Origin of the sequence: Paraglaciecola sp. L1A13 (assembly GCF_009796745.1) — a bacterium.
Taxonomy (GTDB): Bacteria; Pseudomonadota; Gammaproteobacteria; order Enterobacterales; family Alteromonadaceae; genus Paraglaciecola.
Map to the genome: position 1 here is coordinate 617,727 of NZ_CP047024.1, position 25,817 is coordinate 643,543.

A 25,817-nucleotide genomic window follows, 5' to 3' on the forward strand; every position below is an offset into this window, starting at 1 on the left:
TTTAGCATTTTACTCAATTAACTTACTTTACACGCCATAGCCGGTAAATCAATGTTTACCTGTTATAGCAGTTAAGATTGATTTTACACGCTATAGGCGTTTAATTGATGGGTACACGCAGTGCATAAATAAGCGATGCACATAAGTGGCCGCAGGCCATAAAAAACAAACAATAAAAAACCCGCCGAAGCGGGTTTTTCAAGATATCAAAGCGAAGCTTTGAGAGCAAAGCAATCCTCTCGGATTACATCATGCCGCCCATTCCGCCCATTCCACCCATGCCGCCCATATCAGGCATGCCACCGGCAGAATCAGACTTAGGTGCTTCAGCGATCATCGCTTCAGTTGTGATCATCAAGCTTGCGATTGATGCTGCGAACTGTAGTGCTGAACGCGTCACTTTAGTTGGGTCAAGAATACCCATTTCTATCATGTCGCCGTAAGTATCGTTACCGGCGTTATAACCGAAGTTATCAGAACCGTTTTTCACTGCGTTAGTCACAACTGATGCTTCTGCACCGGCGTTAGCAGCGATTTGACGCATAGGTGCTTCCATTGCGCGAAGTAGCAATTTGATACCGTGTGTTTGGTCTTCGTTGTCGCCTTTAAGGTCAACAATTTTAGACGCAGCGCGCACTAGTGCAACACCCCCACCGGCAACAACGCCTTCTTCAACCGCGGCGCGAGTTGCGTGTAGTGCATCTTCAACGCGGTCTTTTTTCTCTTTCATTTCAACTTCAGTGGCTGCGCCAACTTTGATTACTGCAACACCGCCAGCTAGTTTAGCTAGGCGTTCTTGAAGTTTCTCTTTGTCGTAGTCTGAGCTAGATTCTTCGATTTGTGCACGTATTTGAGCAACACGGCCTTTAATCGCATCTTCTTCGCCAGCACCGTCAACCACTGTAGTGTTGTCTTTGTTGATAACAACGCGCTTAGCAGTACCTAGGTCTTCTAGGGTTACTTTTTCAAGCTCAAGACCGATTTCTTCAGAAATCACTGTGCCGCCAGTTAAGGTAGCAAGATCTTGTAACATCGCTTTACGACGGTCACCGAAACCAGGTGCTTTAACCGCTGCTACTTTAACGATACCGCGCATGTTGTTTACAACAAGCGTAGCGAGTGCTTCACCTTCAACGTCTTCAGCAATAATTAACAAAGGCTTAGAAGCTTTTGCTACGGCTTCAAGAGTCGGTAGTAATTCACGGATGTTAGAGATTTTCTTGTCAACCAAAAGGATGTATGGGCTTTCTAGCTCAACAGTGCCATTTTCTTGGTTGTTCATGAAGTAAGGAGATAGGTAACCACGGTCGAACTGCATACCTTCTACAACTTCTAATTCGTTTTGTAGAGATTGGCCTTCTTCAACAGTGATAACGCCTTCTTTGCCTACTTTGTCCATTGCTTCAGCGATAAGGTCGCCTACTTCAACGTCAGAGTTAGCAGAGATAGTACCTACTTGGGCGATAGCTTTGCTGTCAGCACAAGGAACAGATAGAAGTTTAAGCTGTTCAACGGCAGCAATAACTGCTTTGTCGATACCACGCTTAAGATCCATTGGGTTCATGCCTGCAGCAACTGATTTCAAACCTTCAGTTACAATAGCTTGTGCCAATACGGTTGCTGTCGTTGTTCCATCACCAGCTTCATCATTAGCTTTAGACGCAACTTCTTTAACCATCTGTGCGCCCATGTTTTCGAATTTATCTTCTAATTCGATTTCTTTGGCTACTGAAACACCATCTTTGGTGATAGTAGGAGCGCCGAATGATTTTTCTAGTACAACGTGACGGCCTTTAGGACCGAGGGTAACTTTTACTGCGTTGGCTAGAATGTTAACGCCTGCTAGCATTTTTACGCGAGCGTCATCAGAAAAACGTACTTCTTTTGCTGCCATGATATTAATTCCTCTAAATTTGGTTAACGGTGGGTTATTCGACTACTGCTAGGATGTCGTTTTCGCTCAGAATTAATACTTCTTCGCCGTCTAGCTTCTCTGTTTTCACGCCGTAACCGTCGTTGAAAATTACGATATCACCGATTTTAACGTCTACTGCTTTCACATCGCCGTTATCTAGTGTGCGGCCATTGCCGACAGCGATAACTTCACCGCGAGTTGATTTTTCTGCTGCTGAGCCCGTTAATACGATGCCGCCTGCAGATTTGCTTTCTTGTTCGTGACGCTTAACGATAACGCGATCGTTTAAAGGACGAATTGCCATTTTCAAATCTCCTGAAAATTCCAATATGGATAAGGGTTTAAGTTGCCGATTACTCGGACGGTTAAAATGAACAGCGATTTTCACGTTGCTCAGAAATCTGTTCTGCGGTGATAAATGGGGTTGGGGGAAATTAACTCAAGGTATTTTGTAAAAAAATTCGTATTTTTTTACCTAAAGTGCATTTATTTTTCATTTACAACGGTCTTTGGCTACTAAGCAGCGTATTTACCTGAGTTTTGACCTGCTCAACGAGAAGGCTATCTGAGCCCCTTTTTAGAGGGATTACAGCACTTACCTTGAATATTACCAACCTTATACCAATCTAAAGAATATGAATAAGGCAGCACAATGCTGTGTTGAACCTTAAAATTAGGAGTGAATTATGGCTACCCCACTGAAAATCGATATTGTTTCTGATGTTTCTTGCCCGTGGTGCATCATTGGCTACAAAGCCCTTGATGAGGCGTTAGGTAAATTGGAAGGTAAAGTGGTTGCGGATATTACTTGGCAACCCTTTGAGTTAAACCCAAATATGCCCCCTGAAGGGCAGGAAATCGTTGAGCACATCACCGAGAAGTACGGTATCAGTGTTGAGCAAAGCGAGCAAAACCGTGAAATGATTAAACAGCGTGGACTGGAAGTGGGTTATGCGTTTGGTAATCGTGGCGGCGGTCGCATTTACAATACGTTTGATGCCCACAGGTTGTTGCACTGGGCTGAAGATGAAGGCAAGCAGACTGAGCTTAAGTTAGCCTTGTTCGATTTGTACTTTAAACAAAGTGGTGATCCGAGTGATCACGCACAACTTCTGGCGGTAGTAGAAAGTGTTGGCCTTGATAAAGACGCAGCCAAAGCGATACTCGATTCTGACAAGTTTACCCAAGAGGTGCGTGAAGCACAGCAGTTGTATCAAGCGAACGGTATTAGTTCGGTTCCTGCGGTGATTGTGAATAATAAGCACCTGATCAGCGGCGGCCAGCCTGTCGCTGTGTTTGAACAAGCGCTAGCGCAAATAGCGCAAGAAGCAGAAGCTGAAAATAGCGCCGAGGCGTAACGTTCAGCGCTAAACGCAATCATAAGAAAGAGCCTAGGCTCTTTTTTTATGGGCGCGGGTTGCTAAACACATCGCTGGAAAAACGCGGCTGTGGCCATTGGATTATGTAATAGGGGCCATGTATTAGGCGCTAGGTATTAGGGGCTAAGGCGATAGGTTAACGGCAAATTTCACATCGTGTGCCTCGGCATTAACTCTGTCAGATTAGTGCGAGTTGTTATCCACCCGCCCAAGCCAATTTATACAATGCGATAATCTCGTCTTTGCTGACTAAGCGTGGATTATTGTTTGGTGAGCCAGATGCCAAGGCTTGCTCAGCCATTAAGGGCAGGGCATTAAAAAACACCTCTTTTTGCACGCCAAATTCGGCCAAGCTCGGCACCTTTAAGGTTAAATTGATTAAACGTAATTGTTTGAGCAGCGCACCGTGTGCCAATTTTTCATCTTCAATATTGTCTATCAGTCCCATATGCAAGGCGCACTGGGCATATCGCTGGGGAGCACTGGCAATGGAGTATTCGGTGACGGTGGGCAGTAACATGGCATTACTCAAGCCATGTGGCACATGAAAATGCACCCCTAACGGGCGACTCATACCATGAACCAAGGCAACTGATGCGTTGGAAAAAGCAATACCCGCAAGGGTCGCACCAAGCATCACTGCCTCTCGCGCCGCTAAATCTTTTGCATCTTGGCAGGTGGTTAGCAAGTTTTGCCCGATTAGCTTCATTGCGGCTATCGCTTGCTGATCGCTAAAGAGATTGGCCTTACGACTCACATACGCCTCAATGGCATGGGTCAGGGCATCGATGCCGGTATCTGCGGCAATGCGTAGCGGTAAGCTTAGGGTTAACTCGTAATCTACTATTGCCGCCATGGGCATTAATCCTGGGCCCATACACAACATTTTTTCATCCGTTTTAGCATCGGTAATAATAGTCGCTTGGGTAGCCTCTGAGCCAGTACCTGCGGTAGTGGGAATAGCAATGACGGGCATGCAGCGTATATTCACGGGGTTAGGCATTTTGTAGTCGCGCATTGTGCCACCATGGGTAGCCAATAGGGCAATCGCTTTGGCTGTATCGATGGCACTGCCGCCACCTAGGGCTAACAAACAGTCGTATTTATCCTGACGGACTAATTCGACGGCCGGTAAGATTGAGTCTTCGCTTGGCTCGGCCATCGTGTCGCTAAATATGCCATAACGTATTCCTTGTGCGCTTAACAATTCGGTAATTTTGTCTGTGTACCCTAGCGCTACCATAGTGCTGTCGGTAATAATGAAGGGATATTGACAGCCTAAGCTAACAAGGGTATCGGGCAATGCGTTAATCGCGCCGGCGCCAATCTGCATAATTTTTGGTAGGTTAATGGTGGCTGTCATAGAGTTAATACCTCAATAAGTCCAGTACCTACGCTAACCCATCGTTAGCGTGAACGCCACTTACAACCGTATACTTGGTATTTTAAACACGAATGAATTGAGTGCGATTTTTAATGATGTATGGGTTTCAGCAGGAGTAATATTTTCGAAAGTCTGCCATTAAAAAAGGAGCCGAGGCTCCTTTTTTATCATTATGTGGGTCGTATCAAATAAGGCTAAACGGCCAAATAGTCTTAAACTCCCATATAGTCCAACATACCTTCTGCGGCTTCACGGCCTTCGAAGATTGCCGTCACCACTAAGTCAGAACCACGCACCATGTCGCCCCCTGAGAAAATCTTAGGGTTGGAGGTTTGAAACGCAAACTTACCTTTAGCAGGTGCGCGTACACGGCCTTTTTCATCCAAGATAATACCGTAGTCACCAAACCAGCTAGCAGGGCTAGGCTGGAAACCAAAGGCGATAATCACGGCGTCAGCTTCGATTACATGTTCAGAGTCTTCTATAACCACAGGACGACGACGTCCGGCTGCATCGGGCTCACCCATCTGAGTCTTCACGCAACGAACGCCACAGGCGTTACCGTCGGCATCAAGCTCAATATCAAGAGGCTGCACGTTAAAAGTAAAGTTTACACCTTCTTCTTTAGCGTTAACCACTTCGCGGCGTGAGCCTGGCATGCTGTCTTCGTCACGACGATATGCACAGGTGACGCTGGTAGCGCCTTGGCGAATTGACGTTCGTACGCAATCCATGGTGGTATCTCCACCACCGAGTACCACGACTTTTTTGCCTTGCATATCAACAAATTCATCGGCTGATTTTTCAAACTTCAGATGACGATTAATATTAGCAATCAAGAACGGCAACGCTTCGTATACGCCAGGGGCACCTTCGTTAGCAAAGCCACCTAACATTGGTTTATAGGTCCCCATACCAAGGAATACGGCATCGTATTCATCCAGTAAGGTTTGGAAGTCGATGTCTTTACCGATTTCGGTGTTCATAACAAACTCAATACCCATATCGGTGAAGATGTCTCGGCGACGGGTCATCACTTCTTTTTCAAGCTTAAATGCTGGAATACCAAAGGTTAGCAAGCCACCAATTTCAGGGTATTTGTCATACACAACAGCTTTAACACCGTTACGTACTAAAATATCTGCACAGCCAAGACCAGCAGGGCCGGCACCAATAATAGCGACTTTCTTGGTCGTCGGTACAACACCAGACATATCCGGACGCCAACCGAGTTTAAAGGCGGTATCTGTGATGTATTTTTCAATACTACCGATGGTCACGGCGCCAAAATCATCATTTAAGGTACATGCACCTTCACACAGACGGTCTTGCGGACAAACACGCCCGCAGACTTCTGGCAAGCTATTGGTTTTGTGACAAAGTTCAGCGGCCTCTAAGATTTTTCCTTGATTGGCTAACTCTAACCATTGAGGAATATAGTTATGTACCGGACACTTCCATTCACAATACGGGTTACCACAATCTAAACAGCGGTCTGCCTGACCTTCTGTTTGCGATTGTGTTAGGGGCTGATAAATTTCAGCAAATTCTGCTTTACGCACAACGATCGGCTTTTTAGGCGGGTCGATACGTTCTACGTCAACAAATTGATATACATTTTTAGACATATGATTCTCGTCCTGCTACTTATTGGGCCTGAATGCTAAGTTCTGCTGATGAGCGACTGATGTGCCCCAACAAATTTTTCACATTACTGGTCTTAGGCTTAATTAAGCGGAATTTAGTTAACACTTCATTGAAGTTATTGAGTAAGCCCATGGCGAACTCGCTACCTGTTTCTTCATAGTGTTGATTGATTAGGCCACGTAAGTGCTCAGACAAGATAACCTTGTCTTCAATGCCCATAATTTCCACTAGTTCAGGGTTAATACGATGCTCAATATCGTCTAATTCATCCAGAATATAAGCAAAACCACCTGTCATACCGGCACCAAAGTTAACACCTACGGCGCCTAATACGGCAACGATACCGCCTGTCATATATTCACAAGCATTATCACCTGTGCCTTCAACAACGGCCACGGCACCTGAGTTACGTACAGCAAAACGCTCACCAGCACGCCCTGCGGCGAACAATTTACCGCCGGTAGCTCCGTACAAGCAGGTGTTACCCATAATCGCGCTGACGTGTGGGTCAAAGGTGATATTCGTGGGGTTACTGATAACAAGCTTACCGCCTGTCATACCTTTACCCACGTAATCGTTGGCGTCGCCTACTAGGTGCATTTCAAGGCCACCTGCGTTCCATACACCAAAGCTTTGACCGACTGTACCGGTAAGGTGAATGTTAATAGGCGCGTCACTCATACCTTGGTTGCCATGTATTTGTGCGATAGCGCCAGATAACATCGCACCCACTGAACGGTCAGTGTTGCGTACGGGGTATTTCAGCGATGCCCCACGTAATGAAGCAATGGCAGACTGCGCATCATTCAAAATCTGTAAGTTCAAGTCGCCTTTATCCAATGGATTATTCGCACTTTGTGAACAGAACAGTTTGGTGTGCAATCCGGCTTTAGGCTTAGCCAATATCGGACTAAGGTCTAGCTGGTTTTGCTTAGCCGTTACGCCAGGCAAAATTTCTAGTAACTCGGTACGGCCAATCAAATCGTCAAGCTTAGTGACGCCAAGTGATGCCATGATCTCGCGCACTTCTTGGGCGATAAACTTAAAGTAGTTCATCACCATGTCGGGTAAACCAATGAAGTAGTTTTCCCGTAATTTTTCGTCTTGTGTTGCTACGCCTGTCGCACAGTTGTTCAGGTGGCAAATTCGTAGGTATTTACACCCAAGCGCCACCATAGGACCAGTGCCAAAACCAAAGCTCTCAGCCCCTAAAATAGCGCCTTTGATAACATCAAGACCGGTTTTAAGGCCGCCATCAGTTTGTACGCGTACTCTGTGGCGTAAACCGTTTTCCACAAGGGCTTGCTGCGTTTCTGCTAGGCCAAGTTCAAACGGACTACCCGCATACTTAACCGAGGTTAACGGACTTGCACCTGTGCCGCCGTCGTAGCCAGAGATAGTGATTAAATCGGCATAAGCTTTTGCCACGCCAGTCGCTATGGTTCCTACGCCAGGTTCAGACACTAACTTGACTGATATTTGCGCTTTAGGATTAACTTGTTTTAAGTCAAAAATAAGCTGCGCTAAATCTTCAATCGAATAAATATCGTGATGAGGCGGAGGTGAAATAAGCGTTACACCAGGCACGGCAAAACGCAGTTCAGCAATATACTTATTGACTTTGTCGCCGGGTAATTGACCACCTTCACCGGGCTTAGCACCCTGGGCCACCTTGATCTGAATAACGTCAGCATTCACTAAGTAATGAGGTGTTACCCCAAAACGACCAGAAGCAACCTGCTTGATCTTAGAGTTTTTCTCGGTGTTGAAACGTGCTGGATCTTCGCCGCCTTCCCCTGAGTTTGATTTACCACCAAGGCGGTTCATCGCAATCGCTAAGGCTTCATGAGCCTCAGGGCTAAGGGCGCCAATAGACATCGCGGCAGTATCAAAGCGTTTGAATAAATCTTCTGCTGGTTCTACTTCGCTGATATCAATAGCTGGGCTTTCCGCCTTTAAAGCAAATAAATCGCGGAAATGACTCGGCGAGCGTTCATTTACTAGTGTGCTAAATACGCGGTAATCATCGTACTTACCACTGACAACCGCTTTTTGTAAGCTGGTGACTACGTCTGGGTTGTAGGCGTGATACTCGCCGCCGTGTACGTATTTTAATAAACCGCCATGCTCAACAGGCTTGCGCTTTAACCATGCTACACGACTTAAGTTGATTTGATCTTGTTCAAAATCTTTGAAACCAGCCCCTTGAAGACGACTTGGTACGCCTTGGAAGCAAAGCTTAGTCACATCACTGTTGATACCGATGGCTTCAAATAATTTTGAGCTACGGTAACTGGCTACTGTGCTAATCCCCATCTTAGACATGATCTTGTACAGACCTTTATTGATGCCTTTACGATAGTTCAATACGGCTTGCATGGCGGTAATGCCAAGCTCGCCTTTGTCGACCATTTGCTCAATGGTTTCGTAGGCTAAGAACGGATAAACAGCCGTTGCCCCTAAACCAATCAGTACCGCAAAGTGATGCGGGTCACGGGCAGATGCGGTTTCAATGACAATGTTGGCATCGCAGCGCAATGATTTATCAATTAGGCGACGCTGAACGGCACCCACAGCCATGGCTGCTGGAATGGTTAATCGATTAGCTTTTACATTACGGTCAGATAAAATAACGAACGCGGCATGCTTTGTTTTAACTAAATATTCAACTTCGTTACAAATACGCAAGATGGCTTTTTTCAGGCCTTCTTCTGGTTTGTAATTTAGGTCAACGACCTCAGAGTAGTAGTACTCTGAATCGAATTCACGTAGTTGTTTTAAGTCTGTATATATTAAGACTGGCGAGTCGAAAAGCACGCGATGTGCATAGCCTGATGTTTCACTAAATACGTTTTGTTCGCGGCCAATACAAGTAGCCAACGACATAACGTGAGTTTCACGCAAGGGATCGATTGGCGGATTAGTGACTTGAGCGAACTGCTGACGGAAGTAATCATATATGGTGCGTTGCTTCGATGACAGCACAGCCATTGGGGTGTCGTCACCCATGGAGCCTACGGCTTCTTGACCGTCTTTTGCTAATACCTTAACGATTTGCTGCAGCTCTTCGTAGCTGTAAGCAAAAAGTTTGTGGTATGTAGCCATCATGGTGTCATCAAACACGCGCTGACCAATCAATGAAGCATCGCATTCTTCAACAGGTAACAGGCGACGAATGTTTTTGTCGATCCATTCCCGATAAGGGTGGCGACTTTTGAGCTCTTCGTCAATCTCGTTAGAGCGCCAGATTTTACCTGTGTAAGTGTCTACGGCAAGCATTTCGCCAGGTCCTACACGGCCCTTTTCAACCACGTCTTCAGGTTTGTAATCCCAAATACCAATTTCTGAGGCAAGCGTGATCAAACCGTCTTTAGTTATAACGTAACGTGCTGGACGCAGACCATTACGGTCTAGGTTACACGCAACGTGACGACCGTTGGTTAATACAATACCGGCCGGGCCATCCCAAGGCTCCATGTGCATAGAGTTAAACTCGTAAAACGCGCGTAACGCGTCGTCCATGGTGCTGTTATTTTGATATGCAGGTGGCACTAATAAACGCATAGCGCGGAATAAATCCATACCGCCAGCAAGGAAGAGCTCAAGCATATTATCTAATGAAGATGAATCTGACCCTTCAGTGTTAACAAACGGCGCCGCATCGGCTAAATCAGGTAATAAGGGGGTAACAAATTTGCTGCTACGGGCCTGCGCCCAATCACGGTTACCGCGAATAGTGTTAATTTCGCCATTATGAGCCAAAAAGCGGAATGGCTGTGCCAATGGCCACTTAGGTAAAGTGTTGGTAGAAAAACGTTGGTGGAACACGCAAATAGCGGATTTCATGCGCTCATCGGCTAAGTCTAAATAGAACTTAGGCAAATCTTTGGGCATGACTAGGCCTTTATAGATAGTCACCAACGTAGACAAACACGCGATGTAAAATTCGCTGTCTTCGCTCATCCGCTTTTCAGCACGGCGACGCGCCATAAATAAGCGGCGTTCTAGGTCTCGCTTGCGCCATCCAGAGGGTGCATTAACGAAAACCTGTTCAATTTGAGGTACACCAGAAGCAGCCAGATCGCCTAGCACTGAATGGTCAGTAGGTACCACGCGCCATCCAGCAACGCCGAGTGTTTCGCGTTCTAATTCTTCATTTAATATTTTACGGCCTTGTGCCGCTAAGGTTTCGTCCTGATTTAGGAATATCACCCCAACACCGTATTTTTTACTTAACTTCCAGCCATTCTCTTCGGCTATTTCTTTAAAGAACGCATCCGGTTTTTGAAGTAGCAAGCCACAACCATCTCCGGTTTTACCGTCAGCGGCAATACCGCCACGGTGCTGCATGCGATCCAATCCTTCAATTGCGGTAATGACAAGCTTGTGGCTGGCTTCACCCTGGGTATGGGCGATTAAACCAAATCCACAGTTGTCTTTGGAATCATTAGGATTATATAAACTCATTGGCGTAACTCCTTCAACCGACGACTGGTAAGGTTGTGTTTTAGATTACTGCTGTATTTTATTTAACGCTCACGGGCAATCTTTGGCACACAAAAAAGCGGCCGAACTGCGCCATGTCACGCTATGTATTCTTGTCGTTTTTATTATTGGGGATACCAGTCGAGTATCGAATATTTATACTAAGCAGGCCTTACAAAATACCGAGATAAAATATATAAATCAATTCAGAAGTGCGAACTTGCTGGAAAAAACCTTAGAATAGGTTGATGTATTTACATTATTTTAATATTAATCAATGGTTTAAAGGTCATTCATTTACTTAGTTATATTCTATGAAAGAATCGTAGTTTAGAGCGTCAATTGTTAATAAATAGTTAAGGTCAGCTGCTGTGAACAGCTATTAAATGGTTTTTGTTAGAATAATTATTTAAAAAAAGTGCATAAAAAGTAAATTTGAGTAGGCAGACATCGCGTTAAATAGGCATTCTTTACAAGAAATATATGGATTGCGTGGGAAATTGGCAAGGCAACTTTGCATTATCTGTTGACCCTGCGAACGAACTTGCTAGCATGTCGCGCTCATAGACATCTGTTCAAAATATGGAATCATTGCATGCAGCGTCAAGAGTCAGTAGAACCTTGGGCCCTTAGATTTGCCCAGTTTATCAATCGTTTTGGCACACTGCGGGTCAGCGTGTTGTTCGTATTCCTCACCCTTGTTTTCACCATGACAGGCACCTATTTTCTACGCATATATATTATCGGCGACGTCAAACTCGAAGATTTTATGAGCGCAATTATACTGACCATTGTCAGCGCGCCTTGGGTACTGTTTTTCTTCAGTGAACTCGTGAAGCAGCTTGAGCGTTCCAGAGGGCATCTAGCCGAAGCTGTGACGCAATTGGAGCGCCTACGAGAAGAAGATATTATTCTTAGCCGAGAGCTACAAAATAATATCAAACAGCTTAATTACGAGATAGAGCAGCGCAAAAATGCGCAGGCAGAACGTGAAAATGTATTTGTTGAATTGGAAAACGAAATAAAAGAGCGGGCTGAAAAAGAGGCGCAAGCACTGCGTTTATCTACTTTGTTGCGCTCCATCATTGATGCCTCTCCTGATTTAATTTATTACCGCAATGAAGAAGGCCAATTTGCAGGTTGTAACCGCGTCGCGGAACAGATGACTGGACACACTGAAGCAGAGCTGATTGGCCTTACACCTCATGAAGTGTGGGAAGAAGAATTGGCTCGTCAGGTAGCGGCAAGTGATCAGGAAGTCTTAGAGAAAAATATCAGTATCACCGAGGAAATTTGGTTACGTTTTGCGGATGGTCGCAGAGGCTATTTCGAAATGCGCAAAGTACCTTTTTATGCAGAAGATGGTACGCGTTTAGGTTTATTGGCATTTGGCCGTGATATCACTGAACGTAAACAAGCTGAGAATATTGTTGCCAAGGCCAGTAAAGATAAAACCAAGTTTATTGCTACAATAAGCCACGAGTTACGTACACCGCTAAACGGTATTGTTGGGCTAAGTCGCATGTTACGCGATACCAAGCTGGATAAAGAGCAATTTGCTTGGGTAAGTACGATTTATGCTAGTGGCATTACCTTAGGTAATATCTTTAACGATATCATTGATATAGACCGCATGGGCCGTGACAAACTTGAATTGTCGTTAAAAACGGTATCGATTAAAGATTTCACTGAAGAACTCAGCAGTATTATTAAATTGCTGGCGGCAGATAAAAATCTTGCGTTCGACACAGAAATTCGCGAGCCGTTACCTGATTTTGTAGAAGTCGATGGCACGCGCTTAAGGCAGATTTTATGGAATTTACTGTTTAATGCGGTCAAATTTACGCAAAAAGGCAGGGTGAGTCTCAGCGTCGAAGCGCATACCACAGGGGATGGCATTAGCCACGTAAAATTCCGTGTTGGGGATACGGGCGTCGGTATTCCGCAAACTGAATTAGATAAAATATTCGCCATGTATTACCAGGTTAATTTGCCTGAACATCAAAGCGCCACCGGTACCGGTATCGGACTGGCAATTTGTCAGCAGATGGTGTCGTTAATGCATGGTGACATTAAAGTTAGTAGCGAAATAGGTAAAGGCACGTGTTTCACGGTTGAGTTGCCGTTGCCTATAAGCAAACGTCCCATGCAGGTTGAAGAATTGCAGGTTCGGGGCCTGAATATACTTTTGGTTGAAGATATCGAACTAAATGTGATGGTCGCCAAAGCATTACTTGAGAAGCTAGAACAACATGTGGATGTTGCCATGACAGGTTCTGAAGCGATTCAAATGGTGCGTGACAAGCAATACGACTTGATACTGCTCGATATTCAGTTACCTGATATGACCGGGTTTGATGTGGCGAGCACCCTGCACGAGGAAGGTTTGGTTGAGCAAACGAGTATAGTGGCTTTGACCGCTAACGTAATTAAACGCCGTCAAGAGTATCTTGATAGTGGCATGGACGACGTTATCGCAAAACCTGTTAAGAAAAGCAGAATTATCGAAGTATTTAATTCACTCTTCAGTGAGCACTCTTATGAGTCTCATAAACCTAAAGATGAAGAGCAAGATAGCGAGTTAGACGCCATTCTTGATTTAGACTTGCTGCAAACGCTGGTGGATACCATAGGTCACGAAATGGTCAGCACCAGTGTAAAAGTGTTCGAAGAAAATATGCCGGTTTATTTAGAAATATTACAGCTTAGTTTAAGTGCCAATGAAAAAGATGAGGTCTGCTCACAAGCCCATAAAATTAAAGGAGCAGCAGGCTCTGTGGGTTTAGCGCGCGTGCAGAAAATTGCTAACCAAATACAGCAGGGCGATCACCCTGCTTGGTGGCAAAATGTACATGACTGGGTTGAAGAACTAACGTTTGCCGCCGATCAAGATATGCAAAAACTCAGCAGTTGGTTAATGAAACAAGACATTGATGATTAATCCTCAAAGAGCTTCTTTTAAGGTAGATTACGCCCGTAATCTACCTTATCGACCACGCTAAATATAACAAGGTGAGTATAAGCATAAATATAGCTTGTGCCGACCGGCCAGTTTATATACAATTCGCGCCGCTTAAAACAGTCACCTTTATTAGTTCCTTGTCTCCATACAGTTTGACTGTGCTGTCGAGGCTACAACCGTGAGGAGCAATATGATGCGTCATTACGAAATCGTATTCATGGTTCACCCTGACCAGAGTGAACAAGTTCCAGGTATGATCGAGCGTTATACCGGAATTCTTACCCAGAATGGTGGCATAATCCACCGTATGGAAGATTGGGGCCGTCGTCAATTGGCTTACCCAATCGAAAAACTACACAAAGCACACTACGTTCTTATCAATGCCGAAGCATCTGCTGAAGCGGTTGAAGAGCTAGAGACTGCTTTCCGTTTCAACGACGTTGTTTTGCGTAACCTAGTTATGCGAACCAAAGGTGTTGAATCTGAGCAATCTCCTATGGCTAAAGAAGAGCGTCGTGAAAAGCGTGATGAAAGACCGTCTTCTGAAGACAAGTCTGTAGAACCTGAAGCAGCAGTTGCTGTTTCTGACGAACAAGAATAAGGAGACAAAAAATGGCTCGTTTTTTTAGACGTCGTAAATTCTGCCGTTTTTCAGCTGAAGGTGTTGTCCAGATAGATTATAAAGACATCGCTATGTTGAAAAACTATGTCACTGAAAGTGGTAAAATCGTACCTAGCCGTATCACTGGAACTAGCGCTAAATATCAGCGTCAGTTGTCAACTGCTATCAAGCGCGCGCGCTTCCTAGCATTGCTTCCATATACTGATTCTCACAAGTAATCCCTGGCGGAATAAGAGGTAGCAAGATGGAAATCATACTACTAAACAAAGTCGCCAACCTGGGCGGCTTGGGTGACAGTGTCACTGTAAAATCAGGCTATGCACGTAACTTTTTGTTCCCTAAAGGACAAGCGGTACCTGCTACTAAAGCAAACGTAGAAAAATTTGAAGCACGTCGTGCTGAGCTAGAAGCAAAAATTGCTGACCAGCTTGCAGCGTCTGAAGCTCGTGCAGCAAAAGTTGCTGAACTTGCAGAAGTCACTATCGCAGCTCCTGCTGGCGACGAAGGCAAATTATTCGGTTCTATCGGTACTCGTGACATCGCGTTAGCAATTACTGCTGCTGGTGTTGAGATCGTTAAATCTGAAGTTAAATTGCCTACTGGTACTTTACGTGAAACTGGTGAGTTCGAAATCGATCTACAGTTGCATTCTGAAGTAACAGCTACAATCAAATTGATTGTTATTCAAGAAGCTTAATTTAAGCCTTGTTGAATACTAAAAAACACCGCCTTTGTGCGGTGTTTTTTTATGTCTAAAATTCGCTGACTCTTATTATTCCTGTTCAATACGGCGAGTAAAACGCGTTTTCCATTCTGGGTCTAAACCGTTAGCCTGACTTAACATATACAGTGCGTCAACTGAGGTATTTTTATCGAAGTGTTGCTGCACGAACGACGCCACGGAAATATCTGGATTCGCACGGCTGAGCAATGTGATGTCGTCGCCAATTGAAATTACGCCTTCTTTTAAAATACGGTAATACCAGCCAGTAATTTGATGTTTAGCGATAAACTTAACTAACCCGTTCTGGTTTAACTTTTCTTCAATTTTCCAGCAAGGTATACGGGGTGAGCTAACTTGGACTTCAATTGGCCCAATGGCATAAATATCACCAATGTTTACGTTTTCATCGTGCATTAGTGTACTCGTTAGATTCTCTCCTATGCTGCCTGGTGTTGCTCGCTTGTGCATTAGTGGGTGCCGTTTAATTATGGTTTCGTACCCACGCAAAGCATATTGGTGCAAAGCCCGTTCTGGACCACCGTGGTAGCGTTTATCTACTTGCACATCGTCGGTTATCCCTAAGTGATTGACCGTTACCGTTGTAACGGGACGTTTGTCTATGCCTGAAGGGGCATTCTGTGGGCCAATCGGCCGAGTAGTACCTGCGAATAAACCTAAAACTTTCATGCTGATCCCAATAGATAATTTTTTGCTGCTTTAAACCTTTGTGAGTTAGTCTGCGACTCACTTAATAACCTAGCCAACGAAGAAAGAAGATTGACTGAGTATTCAAATGTCGTTGCCGCTAAGCATAAGTTTGCCACTGATGAAGAACGGCAGCTACTACTAGCGGTAAAAAATGGAAATCGACAGGCCTATCATCAACTGTATCACCAATATATTGGACAGGTGTATGCGCTGTGCTATCGGCTTACCGCTGACCGTTCTTTGGCTGAGGATGCTGCCCAAGAGGTGTTTATACAGCTATGGCGTAAAATTGGTGATTACTCTGAACAGAGTAAGTTTTCGACTTGGCTGCACACGGTGACCTCGAATATTACGATTTCTTATATTCGTAAACAACGTGGCTGGGTGCAACGCATGTTTAATATCGAGGACTCAAGCGCTGCAAACCATATTGCAGAACCTTCGGTGGGTGAAGTTGATATCGAAAAATACGTCACCCGTTTACCAGAAAGAGCGCGGATTGTCTTTGTGTTGCACGCGATTGAAGGATATCGCCATGAAGACATTGCCCAAATGACAAATATGGCAGTGGGGTCAAGTAAGGCTCAATTCCATCGGGCAAAGAAGTTGTTAGAGGAGTGGATGGGGTATGCATAAACAAGATTTTGAGCAGATGCTGCAAGAAAAGCTGGCCACGTTAAATAAGCACAAGCAACCGGAGCGAGATTTATGGCCGGGTATTGAGTTAGCGTTGGTGAAGCAACAAGATGATGCCCGTAATGTGCATCACTTAAATGACTCTGCCCTGCGCAGTCAAAGCCCCCTTGCTCGAGAGGTAGGTAAGTTCGTTATGCTCGCAGTTGCGATAGCGCTAGTAGCCTTGGTGAGCTGGAAAAACCTTATGCCCAGTGAGCACATGATCACCGGTGATGAGTTGGTTGCGGCCCTAAGTGCGCAACACGAAGAGCAAAAAAGTGCCTTGCTGATTCAATATCAAGGGCAAACTGCGTTAACTCAAAATTGGCAACAGCAGTTGGCTGAGCTTGACAGTGCGGCTGTTGCTATCAAAAAGGCACTGGAAAATGAACCCAATAATATGGCTTTGTTGAAAATGCTACAAAGCGTACATCAGCAACAAATTAATTTAATCGAACGAGTGCATTCACCTAAATGGTCGCAGGCCTAGCAGGAGTGTATGGGAGTATGAAGATGAAAGTATTAATGCTTAGCGCACTATTAGCGGGTGCGAGCATGTTCGCAAGCGTAAATGTCTTGGCGGGTGAGAAAGTGGATCGCACCTTAGATGCTAACCCTGAAGGATATGTTGAGATTGAACATGTAAATGGCAAGGCTGAGATAAAAGGCTGGGATAAGGCGCAAGTGCAAGTAAAAGGGGTCCTTGGAGAACGCACCGAACGCTTTATTTTTGAGCGTCAGGGTAACGAGGTTACCATCAAGGTAAAAGTCAGAAGTGGCATGCGAGGAGGCTGGGGGCGAGATGATGAAGATGCACTTACTATCTTTGTGCCACGGCAAAGCCGCTTAAACTACACCGCTGTTAATGCTGATGTGTCGTTAAGTAATATTACCGGAGGGGTCAGTATTGAAACGGTTAATGGCGATATTGATGCGCAGAAACTTGCCGGGCGATTACGGCTAGAATCTGTAAATGGCGATATAAACGCAGATGATTTACAAGGTGATGTGGCCATTGAAACCGTTAATGGAGACATTCGCTCACGCAGCACACAAGGGCGCGAAGATAAATACGAAACGGTTAACGGTGACGTAAATGTGCAGTCCAGTAGTCAAGAGGTACGAGTCACCACCGTCAACGGCGACGTTACATTGGCAATGCAGACCGTGAAGTACGCCAATTTGGAAACTGTAAATGGCGAATTAAGTGTTGATTTAAGTTTAGCAAAAGGTGGAGAGATAAAAGCCACAACAGTAGGAGGAGAAATAGAATTAAATTTCACCCAACAGGTATCTGCTCTATTTGATATACGGTCCCATGCGGGTGGCAAAATAATCAATCGACTAACCTCAGATCGGGTTAAGAAAGATAAATACGGCCCCAGTAGTTGGTTGGCGACGAGCATGGGAGAAGGGCAAGGTAAGGTCTCAATATCAACCGTCAATGGTCGCGTGAGTATTTCGAAAGATTAATCGACTGGCGTTAAAAATACCTCGCTACTTTACGTCACGGGGTATTTTCATTTATTAGATGCCCTGTTGTGTTGCTTAAGCCACACGTTCTACTGATATATGCGCCAGACCAATTAACGCGCGTTTATACTCAGAATCTTGTATCGGGGCTAATGCATCGATAGCTTGCTGAGATGCATTTAAGGCCTGTTGTTTGGTATAAGTCAACGCGCCTGTTTCTTCGATAGCATGTAAAATGGCGTCGAGGTTGTCCATACCGTTACTTAGCTCGATGGCCTCTTTAATCAACGCAGCTTGCTGGGCATTGCCGTTCCACATGGCATATAAAAGTGGCAATGTCGGTTTGCCTTCAGCTAAATCATCACCCATATTTTTGCCCATGTCTTCGCTATCAGACGCATAATCCATGATGTCGTCGACCAGCTGAAAGGCTGTACCTAAGTATTTGCCATAGTCTTGCATGGCATTTTCTATGCTAACACTTTGCTTGGTGAGCACTGCAGACAATAACGTCGCCGCTTCAAACAAGCGTGCGGTTTTGCTGTAGATAACTTGCATGTAGCTTTCTTCGGTCGTATTTGGATCGTTGCAGTTCATTAACTGTAATACTTCGCCTTCTGCAATAACATTCGTTGCATCAGACAGTATCTGCATAACGCGCATGCTATCTAAGGTAACCATCATTTGAAACGAACGGGTATAAAGAAAGTCACCTACCAATACACTGGCTTGGTTGCCGAATACTTCATTGGCTGTTTCGCGGCCCCGACGCATAGTGGATTCGTCAACCACGTCGTCATGCAACAAGGTAGCGGTATGAATAAATTCAATAATAGCGGCCAGCGTATGATGTTGCTCGTCTTCAATAGCAAGTGCTCTGGCGGCTAAAACGGTTAACAGGGGACGCAAACGTTTGCCGCCACTGTTGACGATATAAAAGCCTAGTTGATTAATCAAAGAGACATCTGAATTCACCTGCTTCTGGATCAGTTGATTGACCGCGAGCATATCTGACTCAGCGAGTGAAAGGATGTTGTCTAAATCCATACTTAAATTTCAGCTCTGACGTAATAAGGTGTTAATTAGCGTGCGATTTTACAGAAATTGCGCAGGGTATCCAGTAGACATTACGTAACAATTGCTCGCAAAGACGCGTAGATTAAGTGTTGCTGCATATTTGAGCAAATAAATTGAATTTGGTACTTGCGACCACTGGATGCTTCACGTACAATTCGCGCCCTGTTTTTGAATATATAGCGCAATGATATAAGCGCAGAGCGGAGTTAATTATGTACGCGGTTTTCCAAAGTGGTGGCAAACAACACCGTGTGGCTGAAGGCCAAACCGTTCGTCTTGAGAAAATCGAAGTGGCTCTAGGTGAGTCAATTGAATTCGGTGAAATCTTAATGGTGAGCAATGGTGAAGACGTTAAGATCGGTACGCCTTTTGTTAGTGGCGGAAAAATTACAGCTGAAGTCGTAACGCATGGTCGTGGCGATAAAGTTAAGATCGTTAAGTTTCGTCGACGCAAGCATTCACGTACCCAAATGGGTCACCGTCAGTGGTTCACGGAAGTGAAAATCACTGGTATAAGCGCTTAATAGGAGTTTCAACTAATGGCACATAAAAAGGCTGGTGGTAGTACTAATAACGGTCGTGACTCAGAAAGTAAACGTTTAGGTGTTAAGCGTTACGGCGGTGAGTCAGTTTTAGCTGGTAACATCATTGTTCGTCAACGTGGAACTCGTTTCCATGCTGGTAACAATATGGGTATCGGTAAAGATCATACTTTGTTTGCTTTATCTGATGGTAAAGTTCAATTCGAAGTGAAAGGTCCTAAAAACCGTAAGTTTGTAAGTATCGTTGCTGAGTAATTAGCTACTTTACATAGTTTAAAAGACCCCGCTTGTGCGGGGTTTTTTGTTTGAAAAGTCTACCTTCATATGTATGAATGGGCGGGCAAGCACGCTGATTTGTGGTATGACGCCGCAACAACAGCGAAGTAGTATAAACTCTTTATACTCTTTACCTTAAAGTTGAGTTAACGATGAAATTTGTAGATGAAGCTGAGATCCGCGTAGAAGCGGGTGATGGCGGAGCCGGTACGGTTAGTTTTCGCCGAGAAAAATATGTTCCAGATGGCGGCCCGGACGGCGGTGATGGTGGTGATGGTGGCAGTGTATATCTAGTTGCGGATGAAAACTTAAACACGCTTATCGATTATCGCTTTGAAAGATTTCATCGTGCTGAGCGTGGTAAAAATGGTCGAAGTGCTGATTGTACCGGCCGCAGAGGTGTTGATCTTGACGTGATGGTGCCAGTTGGCACACGCGCTACTGATACTGAAACGGGCGAATTACTGGGTGATTTAACCAAGCATGGTCAGCGTCTTAAAGCTGCTCAAGGCGGTTTTCACGGTTTAGGTAATGCACGCTTTAAAACCAGTACAAACCGTGCACCTAGGCAGAAGACCTTAGGTACCCCTGGTGACGTACGTATGCTTAAGCTTGAGTTGATGCTACTTGCAGATGTGGGTCTACTCGGTATGCCAAATGCGGGTAAATCGACCTTTATACGCAGTGTGTCAGCGGCTAAGCCGAAAGTAGCGGATTATCCTTTCACTACGCTCGTTCCTAATTTGGGTGTAGTTCGCCTAGATGCTATGCGCAGCTTTGTTATTGCGGATATTCCTGGTTTGATCGAAGGCGCGTCAGATGGGGCTGGCTTGGGGATCCAATTCCTTAAACATCTTGAACGTTGTCGTGTATTGCTGCATTTGATTGACCTGATGCCTGCAGACGGCTCTGATCCAGTAGATAATGCTAGAGCAATTGTGGGCGAACTTGAAAAATACAGCCCTAAATTAGCCGCTAAACCGCGTTGGTTAGTGTTTAATAAGACTGACCTAATGTTCGAAGATGAAGCAGAAGACTTGTGTAAAGAAATTGCTCAAGCCATGGGTTGGGAAGATGACTATTACAGTATTTCTGCCGTTCAGGGTAAAAATACTAAAGAATTGTGTATTAAAGTCATGGATTATATCGATACGTTACCTGCTAACGTTGTTGATGAATCGGACGAAGAAGAAGTTGGCTTCAAGTGGGATACTTATCATAAAGAGACAGTTGAAAACTATTCAGACGATGATGATGATGACTTCGACGACGATGATGATGATTTCGATGGTGATGACGACTTCGAAGTTGTATACCAAAAATAGTGTACCAAAAATAAATATATTAATCGGTTAGTTAGGCACGCCCTAGCTAATCGAAGTAATTAAGTTTAGTTGGTAGCAATAGCAGTATCAAGGTATGCGTAGGGGAATAGGTAAATGGCAAAAGTTGCTTTAATTGCTGCAATGGCAAATAACCGAATCATAGGTTTAAACAACCAAATGCCTTGGCATATGCCAGCTGACTTAAAACACTTCAAACGTGTTACCTTAGGCAAGCCCATTATCATGGGTCGTAAAACATACGAGTCTATTGGTAGGGTACTACCTGGTCGCCTGAATATTGTTATTACTAACGACAAATCTTATGCACTAGCAGATGCGACGGTAGTAAACAGTTGTGAAGATGCTATTTCGATTGCCAAATTACATTTGAGCCAACAAGGAATAAGTGATGATGAGCAAGAGATAATGGTGATTGGCGGTGGAACCGTTTATCAGCATTTTTTGGCCCATGCCAATCGTCTGTATTTGACCCTTATTGATCTCGATACCCCCGGGGATACTTACTTTCCTGATTATTCTGACGGTTCGTGGCAAGAAATAGACAGTGAATTGAACGAGCCAGATGAAAAAAATCCACAACCTTATCGTTTTATTACTTTAGCTAGGTAATATTTTATCTAGCAGGGTCAAGAGTCTCTCGCCTATTTAGCAAAGTAAACGTATACACATAGCCATATATTGCGCTAAATACAATACTGGGCAAAATGGTTAACCATAAATTAGGTGTTTGGTTTATCAAGTTTGCACCAAGCGCTAAGCTGCCTTGCATGGCAATGGGAATAAGTGGCGCTAGCAGGGTTCCTGGTATTCTTGTTGAATGCATCACTGCCGCAGACTTATTCAACGCATGATTAAAGGTTTTAAATATGGCAATATTTTGCTTTGTTTTTGCGTAAACAGAACACAATATGGGTACCACAAATATCAATGATACACTGTGTTTACCGAAACGATTAACTGCTCTTTCCAATGCAAATGTAAACAGTATTGTCACACTACCACTAAGCATACCTTGCACTAGCGCCGAACGTAAAATCACCGCTAAATCGTTTGTGACTAAGCTATTTGCCCAGTACGTCCAGCTAAAGTAAAATACAAAAGCCACGAGTGCTGACAAAACCAATCTAATTTTCGAAGACATAATGCATACCTGATGTGAAAGTAATTATAAGACCTGGCTATTGTTTTCTATCTTTCGTCCCCCATTTTGTTATCTTAAGAATCAGCATAATTTAACTAAGTAGGAGAACATATGAGCACAGTTACTTTACAGGGCAATCCTTTTAATACCGTTGGTGTATTACCGAGTGTAGGTGAAAACGCGGTAGATTTTCGCTTGGTCAAAACAGACCTATCTGAAACTACATTGGCCGATTATAAAGGGGCGCGATTAGTTCTGAATATTTTTCCGTCTGTGGATACAGGCACGTGTGCTATGTCAGTTCGCAAGTTTAACGAGCAAGCGAGTAAATTAGAAAATACCAAGGTTCTATGTGTATCAGCTGATTTACCTTTTGCTGCAGCACGTTTTTGTGGTGCTGAAGGAATTGAGAATGTTGAAACTGGATCGAGCTTTAGAAGTTCATTTGGTACAGACTACGGAGTTGAGTTTATTGATGGACCGTTAACAGGTTTGTTGTCACGCTGCGTTGTTGTATTGGATGAGAGTGGCAAGGTTATTTACACAGAGCAAGTATCTGAAACGGCTGATGAGCCTGATTACGCTGCTGCTATTGCGGTACTTTAATTTTTAGAAAATTAAAGCGTAAACTTTATTAGTAGCTTAAAAGCAACGAGCCGCAAAGCGGCTCGTTTTAGGCGATTACTAACGTAAATCTGTAATTAAACAGGTACTACGTTGTTCGCGCATGGGCCTTTAGGGCTCTGTCCAATTTCAAACTCAACCTCTTGGCCGTCGTTCAAAGTTGCGTATCCACCACCGCTTTTAATTTCTGAGTGATGAACAAATAAATCTTTTCCACCGTCTTCTGGAGTAATGAAGCCGAAACCTTTATCTGCATTAAACCACTTAACTGTACCTTTACTCATAATCTACTCTACTTTGTTTAATAAAATTGTTTGCAGAAACCTGCGACGACCATTGTATAGGTTATTTTTAAGTAAATCCGCTCTATTCCGCGTTAACTTGAATATTTTTTCTACTTATTTTCGTACCGAGGGTTCTACAGCTGGCTGGCGTACATTTTGCTCGGAAGTCCTATATATACCGAAAATATCGTATAAATAAATTTACTTTCTATTAGCCAATTAATGGCTATCCCGCATTTTACTTGGGGTTTGTCCATGTTGATGATTTTTTATAAGTAGAAAATTTATACCCACTTGGTATGTAAATTTTATAAATATTAGCGGTTAGTGGTTTTTAATGCAGCTAAGCATAATTGGTCAAACAGCAAAAAAAGGCGGACTAAGCATGAAAGATAATGCCTCATCGTTATTTCAACAAAATGAAAATTGTTGGCAAACAAGCCTAGCGAGCTATGCCACGCCTTTAATTGATGGCGCTAATTATTACCGCGCGCTACACAGCGCAATTTGTAAAGCCCAGCGCAGTATTTTTATTGTCGGTTGGGACATCGATAGCCGCATACGACTGCTGCGCGGCGATGAAGAAAAGGATGCAACTGCACCATCAGTCATAAGCGATCTACTAAAATGGAAGGCGGATCAGAACGAGAATATAAAAATTTATCTACTGAGATGGGATTCGTCACTGGCGTTCTTTAGCCAACGTGAAATGTGGGCAAAAGAAGTGTGGGATAACAAAACCCCTGACAATGTGCAAACAACCTTAGACAGCACGATACCCATGGGCGGTAGTCAACACCAGAAAGTCGTCGTGATCGATGATGAAATCGTGTTTTCAGGTGGTATGGATGTATCGACTAACCGATGGGACACTCGAGAACACCTTGTTGAGCATCCACAACGTGTGGGCCCCGATGGCCCCCATGGCCCTTTACATGATGTTCAAGTACTGACCAGTGGTCCGATTGTTGAATCATTCGGTAAGCTAGTGCGATGGCGTTGGGACCGGATCAGCGAACAAAAAGCGATTCCGTTTGATTCATCTAACCTCTCTTTAAAGCAAGTGCCACAGTCTTGGCCTGAACATTTTCCCCCGTCGATGAAAAACTTACCCTGTGCGCTGGCGCGTACTATCCCTTTTATGGATGGTGTTGAGCCTGTGCAAGAGGTACGTCGGATGCTGCTTGATCTTATCGCTCAGGCGGAGCATTTTATCTTTATCGAAAATCAATTTACCACTCGACAAGAAATAGCTGAGGCTTTGAATAAACAACTAAAGACACATTCGCGTTTACAAGTTGTGATTGTTAGTTCTTATGAACCTAAAGGAAAATTCGAGAGTGAGGCGTTTTGGGCAAGCAGAATTGATTTTAAGCGTATCTTAGCGGCAGGTATTGATGAAAGTCGAGTAAAGATGACCTATTCGACCCTTACCAATGAACAGGGAAACAGCACGCAAAAGCGAGTGCACTCAAAAGTAATGAGTATTGACGATCGTTACCTGGTCATTGGGTCGTCAAATATCAGTAACCGTTCAATGAGTTTAGATACGGAAGTAGATTTAATTTTCGCTGCGGACACAGAGCAAAATAAACGAGACATTGTTAGGGTGCGAGACGATCTACTGGCTGAACACACAGGGCGCTCTATTGAGCAGGTGGAAGAGATATTTAGCACACAAGACCCATTAGGAAATTTGCTAAGTGAACAACAGCCACACAGTTATCAATTAGCAGAAGTCGAGGATACGCAATTTACCAGTAAGGCATGGCAGCCTGTTTTCAATTCTTTATCCGACCCTGAAAAACCCCTTATTGCCCCCATACAAATGGCGAATGGCAAAGTCGTAGGCGTGGGTAACCCTAAGCAAAAAACCATCGTCTTTCTTATGGCCGCGTTGTTGGTACTGGTTCTCGGAGGCTTGATTTTTTGGGCCGCGCATTCCATACCTTGGTTATCGGCGGATAAACTGGAGCAGTTTCTACAAGATACGCGCGGAACCATGTGGGTGATACCGACTATCTGCCTTGTTTACGTGGTGGCTGGTTTATTATTTTTTCCTGTCACCGTCTTGTCACTGGCGGTCGCGGCCGTATACGGACCTATATGGGGCCCCATCTACGGAATGATTGGGGCGTTAATTAGCTCGGCAATGATGTTTGGTTTAGGGCACGTAATGGGTAGCAACGGGTTGCGCAAATTGGGCGGCGCGAAGATTCAAGCGGTTGATGAAAAATTTAAAAACAGTGGCGTTGTTGGGGTGGCAGTTATACGCCTGCTACCCGTGGCACCTTTTAGTCTAGTTAACTTGGTTGCTGGGATTTCGTCTATTGGATTAATGCAGTTCTTAGCAGGTACCTTTTTGGGAATGTTCCCTCCCATGATTGCAAAAGGTTTAGTCGGTGACTCTTTAGGTCAAATTTTTAGCGACCCTACGCCACAAGCTATTGGTTATTTGGCCGGCGGGATCGCTTGTTGGATCTTAATGATCTTTGTTTCGCAGAAACTAGCGCGTATGTATCAGCTTAAGAAAGCACAGAATGGATAAAACAA

The 25,817-nt window shown here is 44.4% G+C and carries 23 protein-coding genes; 14 read left to right on the forward strand and 9 right to left on the reverse strand.

The window, feature by feature from the left end:
- Window positions 1–244: 244 nt before the first annotated feature.
- Both groL and GQR89_RS02575 read right to left on the reverse strand, forming a co-directional pair.
- On the reverse strand, window positions 245–1,894 hold the full coding sequence (gene groL, locus GQR89_RS02570; protein ID WP_158768613.1) for a chaperonin GroEL: 1,650 nt from the start codon (window positions 1,892–1,894) through the stop codon (window positions 245–247).
- A gap of 34 nt (window positions 1,895–1,928) precedes the next feature.
- On the reverse strand, window positions 1,929–2,219 hold the full coding sequence (locus GQR89_RS02575) for a co-chaperone GroES (RefSeq protein ID WP_158768614.1): 291 nt from the start codon (window positions 2,217–2,219) through the stop codon (window positions 1,929–1,931).
- A gap of 382 nt (window positions 2,220–2,601) precedes the next feature.
- On the opposite strand from GQR89_RS02575, the gene GQR89_RS02580 reads away from it, so the two are divergent.
- Entirely contained in the window at window positions 2,602–3,273 is a 672-nt protein-coding gene (locus GQR89_RS02580; protein WP_158768615.1) for a DsbA family oxidoreductase, read from the forward strand.
- A 217-nt stretch (window positions 3,274–3,490) separates the two neighbouring features.
- Here the strand turns inward: GQR89_RS02580 and GQR89_RS02585 are convergent, their stop codons facing one another.
- From GQR89_RS02585 to gltB, 3 genes are all read right to left on the reverse strand, one after another.
- Window positions 3,491–4,657: an iron-containing alcohol dehydrogenase gene (locus GQR89_RS02585; RefSeq protein ID WP_158768616.1), complete on the reverse strand. Its 1,167-nt coding sequence runs from the start codon at window positions 4,655–4,657 to the stop codon at window positions 3,491–3,493.
- Window positions 4,658–4,890: 233 nt separating this feature from the next.
- Window positions 4,891–6,306 carry an FAD-dependent oxidoreductase gene (locus GQR89_RS02590; protein WP_158768617.1) on the reverse strand — a complete coding sequence of 472 codons (1,416 nt, stop codon included), beginning with the start codon at window positions 6,304–6,306 and terminating at the stop codon, window positions 4,891–4,893.
- A 19-nt stretch (window positions 6,307–6,325) separates the two neighbouring features.
- Window positions 6,326–10,792 carry a glutamate synthase large subunit gene (gene gltB, locus GQR89_RS02595; protein WP_158768618.1) on the reverse strand — a complete coding sequence of 1,489 codons (4,467 nt, stop codon included), beginning with the start codon at window positions 10,790–10,792 and terminating at the stop codon, window positions 6,326–6,328.
- Window positions 10,793–11,405: 613 nt separating this feature from the next.
- Here gltB and arcB point away from each other — a divergent pair.
- The 4 genes from arcB (at window position 11,406) to rplI (ending at window position 15,091) form a co-directional block, all read left to right on the forward strand.
- Window positions 11,406–13,751 (forward strand): aerobic respiration two-component sensor histidine kinase ArcB, encoded by a 2,346-nt coding sequence (arcB, locus tag GQR89_RS02605; protein ID WP_158768620.1) that lies wholly within the window; start codon window positions 11,406–11,408, stop codon window positions 13,749–13,751.
- Between the two features lie 214 nt (window positions 13,752–13,965).
- Window positions 13,966–14,373, forward strand: a complete 408-nt coding sequence (gene rpsF, locus GQR89_RS02610; protein ID WP_199271410.1) for a 30S ribosomal protein S6 — start codon at window positions 13,966–13,968, stop codon at window positions 14,371–14,373.
- Window positions 14,374–14,384: 11 nt separating this feature from the next.
- Window positions 14,385–14,612 (forward strand): 30S ribosomal protein S18, encoded by a 228-nt coding sequence (gene rpsR / locus GQR89_RS02615; protein ID WP_007107201.1) that lies wholly within the window; start codon window positions 14,385–14,387, stop codon window positions 14,610–14,612.
- 26 nt (window positions 14,613–14,638) lie between these two features.
- Window positions 14,639–15,091: a 50S ribosomal protein L9 gene (rplI, locus tag GQR89_RS02620; protein ID WP_158768622.1), complete on the forward strand. Its 453-nt coding sequence runs from the start codon at window positions 14,639–14,641 to the stop codon at window positions 15,089–15,091.
- A gap of 75 nt (window positions 15,092–15,166) precedes the next feature.
- Here the strand turns inward: rplI and GQR89_RS02625 are convergent, their stop codons facing one another.
- The gene (locus GQR89_RS02625; RefSeq protein WP_158768623.1) at window positions 15,167–15,805 is read right to left on the reverse strand and encodes an MOSC domain-containing protein; all 639 of its coding nucleotides are present in this window, start codon (window positions 15,803–15,805) and stop codon (window positions 15,167–15,169) included.
- Between the two features lie 90 nt (window positions 15,806–15,895).
- Here GQR89_RS02625 and GQR89_RS02630 point away from each other — a divergent pair, with 90 nt between their 5' ends.
- The 3 genes from GQR89_RS02630 to GQR89_RS02640 are packed head-to-tail and all read left to right on the forward strand — an operon-like array spanning window position 15,896 to window position 17,974.
- Window positions 15,896–16,462 carry an RNA polymerase sigma factor gene (locus GQR89_RS02630; protein WP_158768624.1) on the forward strand — a complete coding sequence of 189 codons (567 nt, stop codon included), beginning with the start codon at window positions 15,896–15,898 and terminating at the stop codon, window positions 16,460–16,462.
- Window positions 16,455–16,991, forward strand: coding sequence for a hypothetical protein (locus tag GQR89_RS02635; protein ID WP_158768625.1), 537 nt, complete (start codon window positions 16,455–16,457; stop codon window positions 16,989–16,991). The genes GQR89_RS02630 and GQR89_RS02635 overlap by 8 nt, the downstream gene beginning before the upstream one ends.
- A 23-nt stretch (window positions 16,992–17,014) precedes the next feature.
- Window positions 17,015–17,974 carry a DUF4097 family beta strand repeat-containing protein gene (locus GQR89_RS02640; RefSeq protein ID WP_158768626.1) on the forward strand — a complete coding sequence of 320 codons (960 nt, stop codon included), beginning with the start codon at window positions 17,015–17,017 and terminating at the stop codon, window positions 17,972–17,974.
- Between the two features lie 75 nt (window positions 17,975–18,049).
- Here GQR89_RS02640 and ispB read toward each other — a convergent pair whose 3' ends face one another.
- A complete protein-coding gene (ispB, locus tag GQR89_RS02645; RefSeq protein WP_158768627.1) occupies window positions 18,050–19,021 on the reverse strand; it encodes an octaprenyl diphosphate synthase in 972 nt (323 codons plus the stop codon).
- A gap of 242 nt (window positions 19,022–19,263) precedes the next feature.
- On the opposite strand from ispB, the gene rplU reads away from it, so the two are divergent.
- The 4 genes from rplU to folA all read left to right on the forward strand — a co-directional run bounded on the left by rplU (window position 19,264) and on the right by folA (window position 21,824).
- Window positions 19,264–19,575, forward strand: coding sequence for a 50S ribosomal protein L21 (rplU, locus tag GQR89_RS02650; RefSeq protein WP_158768628.1), 312 nt, complete (start codon window positions 19,264–19,266; stop codon window positions 19,573–19,575).
- Between the two features lie 15 nt (window positions 19,576–19,590).
- Window positions 19,591–19,848 carry a 50S ribosomal protein L27 gene (gene rpmA, locus GQR89_RS02655; RefSeq protein WP_006990966.1) on the forward strand — a complete coding sequence of 86 codons (258 nt, stop codon included), beginning with the start codon at window positions 19,591–19,593 and terminating at the stop codon, window positions 19,846–19,848.
- Between the two features lie 173 nt (window positions 19,849–20,021).
- Window positions 20,022–21,194: an Obg family GTPase CgtA gene (gene cgtA, locus GQR89_RS02660; RefSeq protein ID WP_158768629.1), complete on the forward strand. Its 1,173-nt coding sequence runs from the start codon at window positions 20,022–20,024 to the stop codon at window positions 21,192–21,194.
- Window positions 21,195–21,308: 114 nt separating this feature from the next.
- Window positions 21,309–21,824, forward strand: a complete 516-nt coding sequence (gene folA / locus GQR89_RS02665; RefSeq protein ID WP_158768630.1) for a type 3 dihydrofolate reductase — start codon at window positions 21,309–21,311, stop codon at window positions 21,822–21,824.
- Between the two features lie 4 nt (window positions 21,825–21,828).
- Here folA and GQR89_RS02670 read toward each other — a convergent pair whose 3' ends face one another.
- Entirely contained in the window at window positions 21,829–22,356 is a 528-nt protein-coding gene (locus GQR89_RS02670) for a hypothetical protein (RefSeq protein WP_199271364.1), read from the reverse strand.
- Between the two features lie 111 nt (window positions 22,357–22,467).
- Between GQR89_RS02670 and tpx the strand changes: the two genes are divergently transcribed.
- Complete coding sequence (gene tpx, locus GQR89_RS02675) at window positions 22,468–22,962, forward strand: thiol peroxidase (RefSeq protein WP_158768631.1); 495 nt, start codon at window positions 22,468–22,470, stop codon at window positions 22,960–22,962.
- A gap of 95 nt (window positions 22,963–23,057) precedes the next feature.
- Here the strand turns inward: tpx and GQR89_RS02680 are convergent, their stop codons facing one another.
- Window positions 23,058–23,264, reverse strand: a complete 207-nt coding sequence (locus GQR89_RS02680; protein WP_158768632.1) for a cold-shock protein — start codon at window positions 23,262–23,264, stop codon at window positions 23,058–23,060.
- Between the two features lie 385 nt (window positions 23,265–23,649).
- Between GQR89_RS02680 and GQR89_RS02685 the strand changes: the two genes are divergently transcribed.
- Window positions 23,650–25,812: a VTT domain-containing protein gene (locus tag GQR89_RS02685; RefSeq protein ID WP_158772111.1), complete on the forward strand. Its 2,163-nt coding sequence runs from the start codon at window positions 23,650–23,652 to the stop codon at window positions 25,810–25,812.
- The last annotated feature ends 5 nt before the right edge of the window (window positions 25,813–25,817 follow it).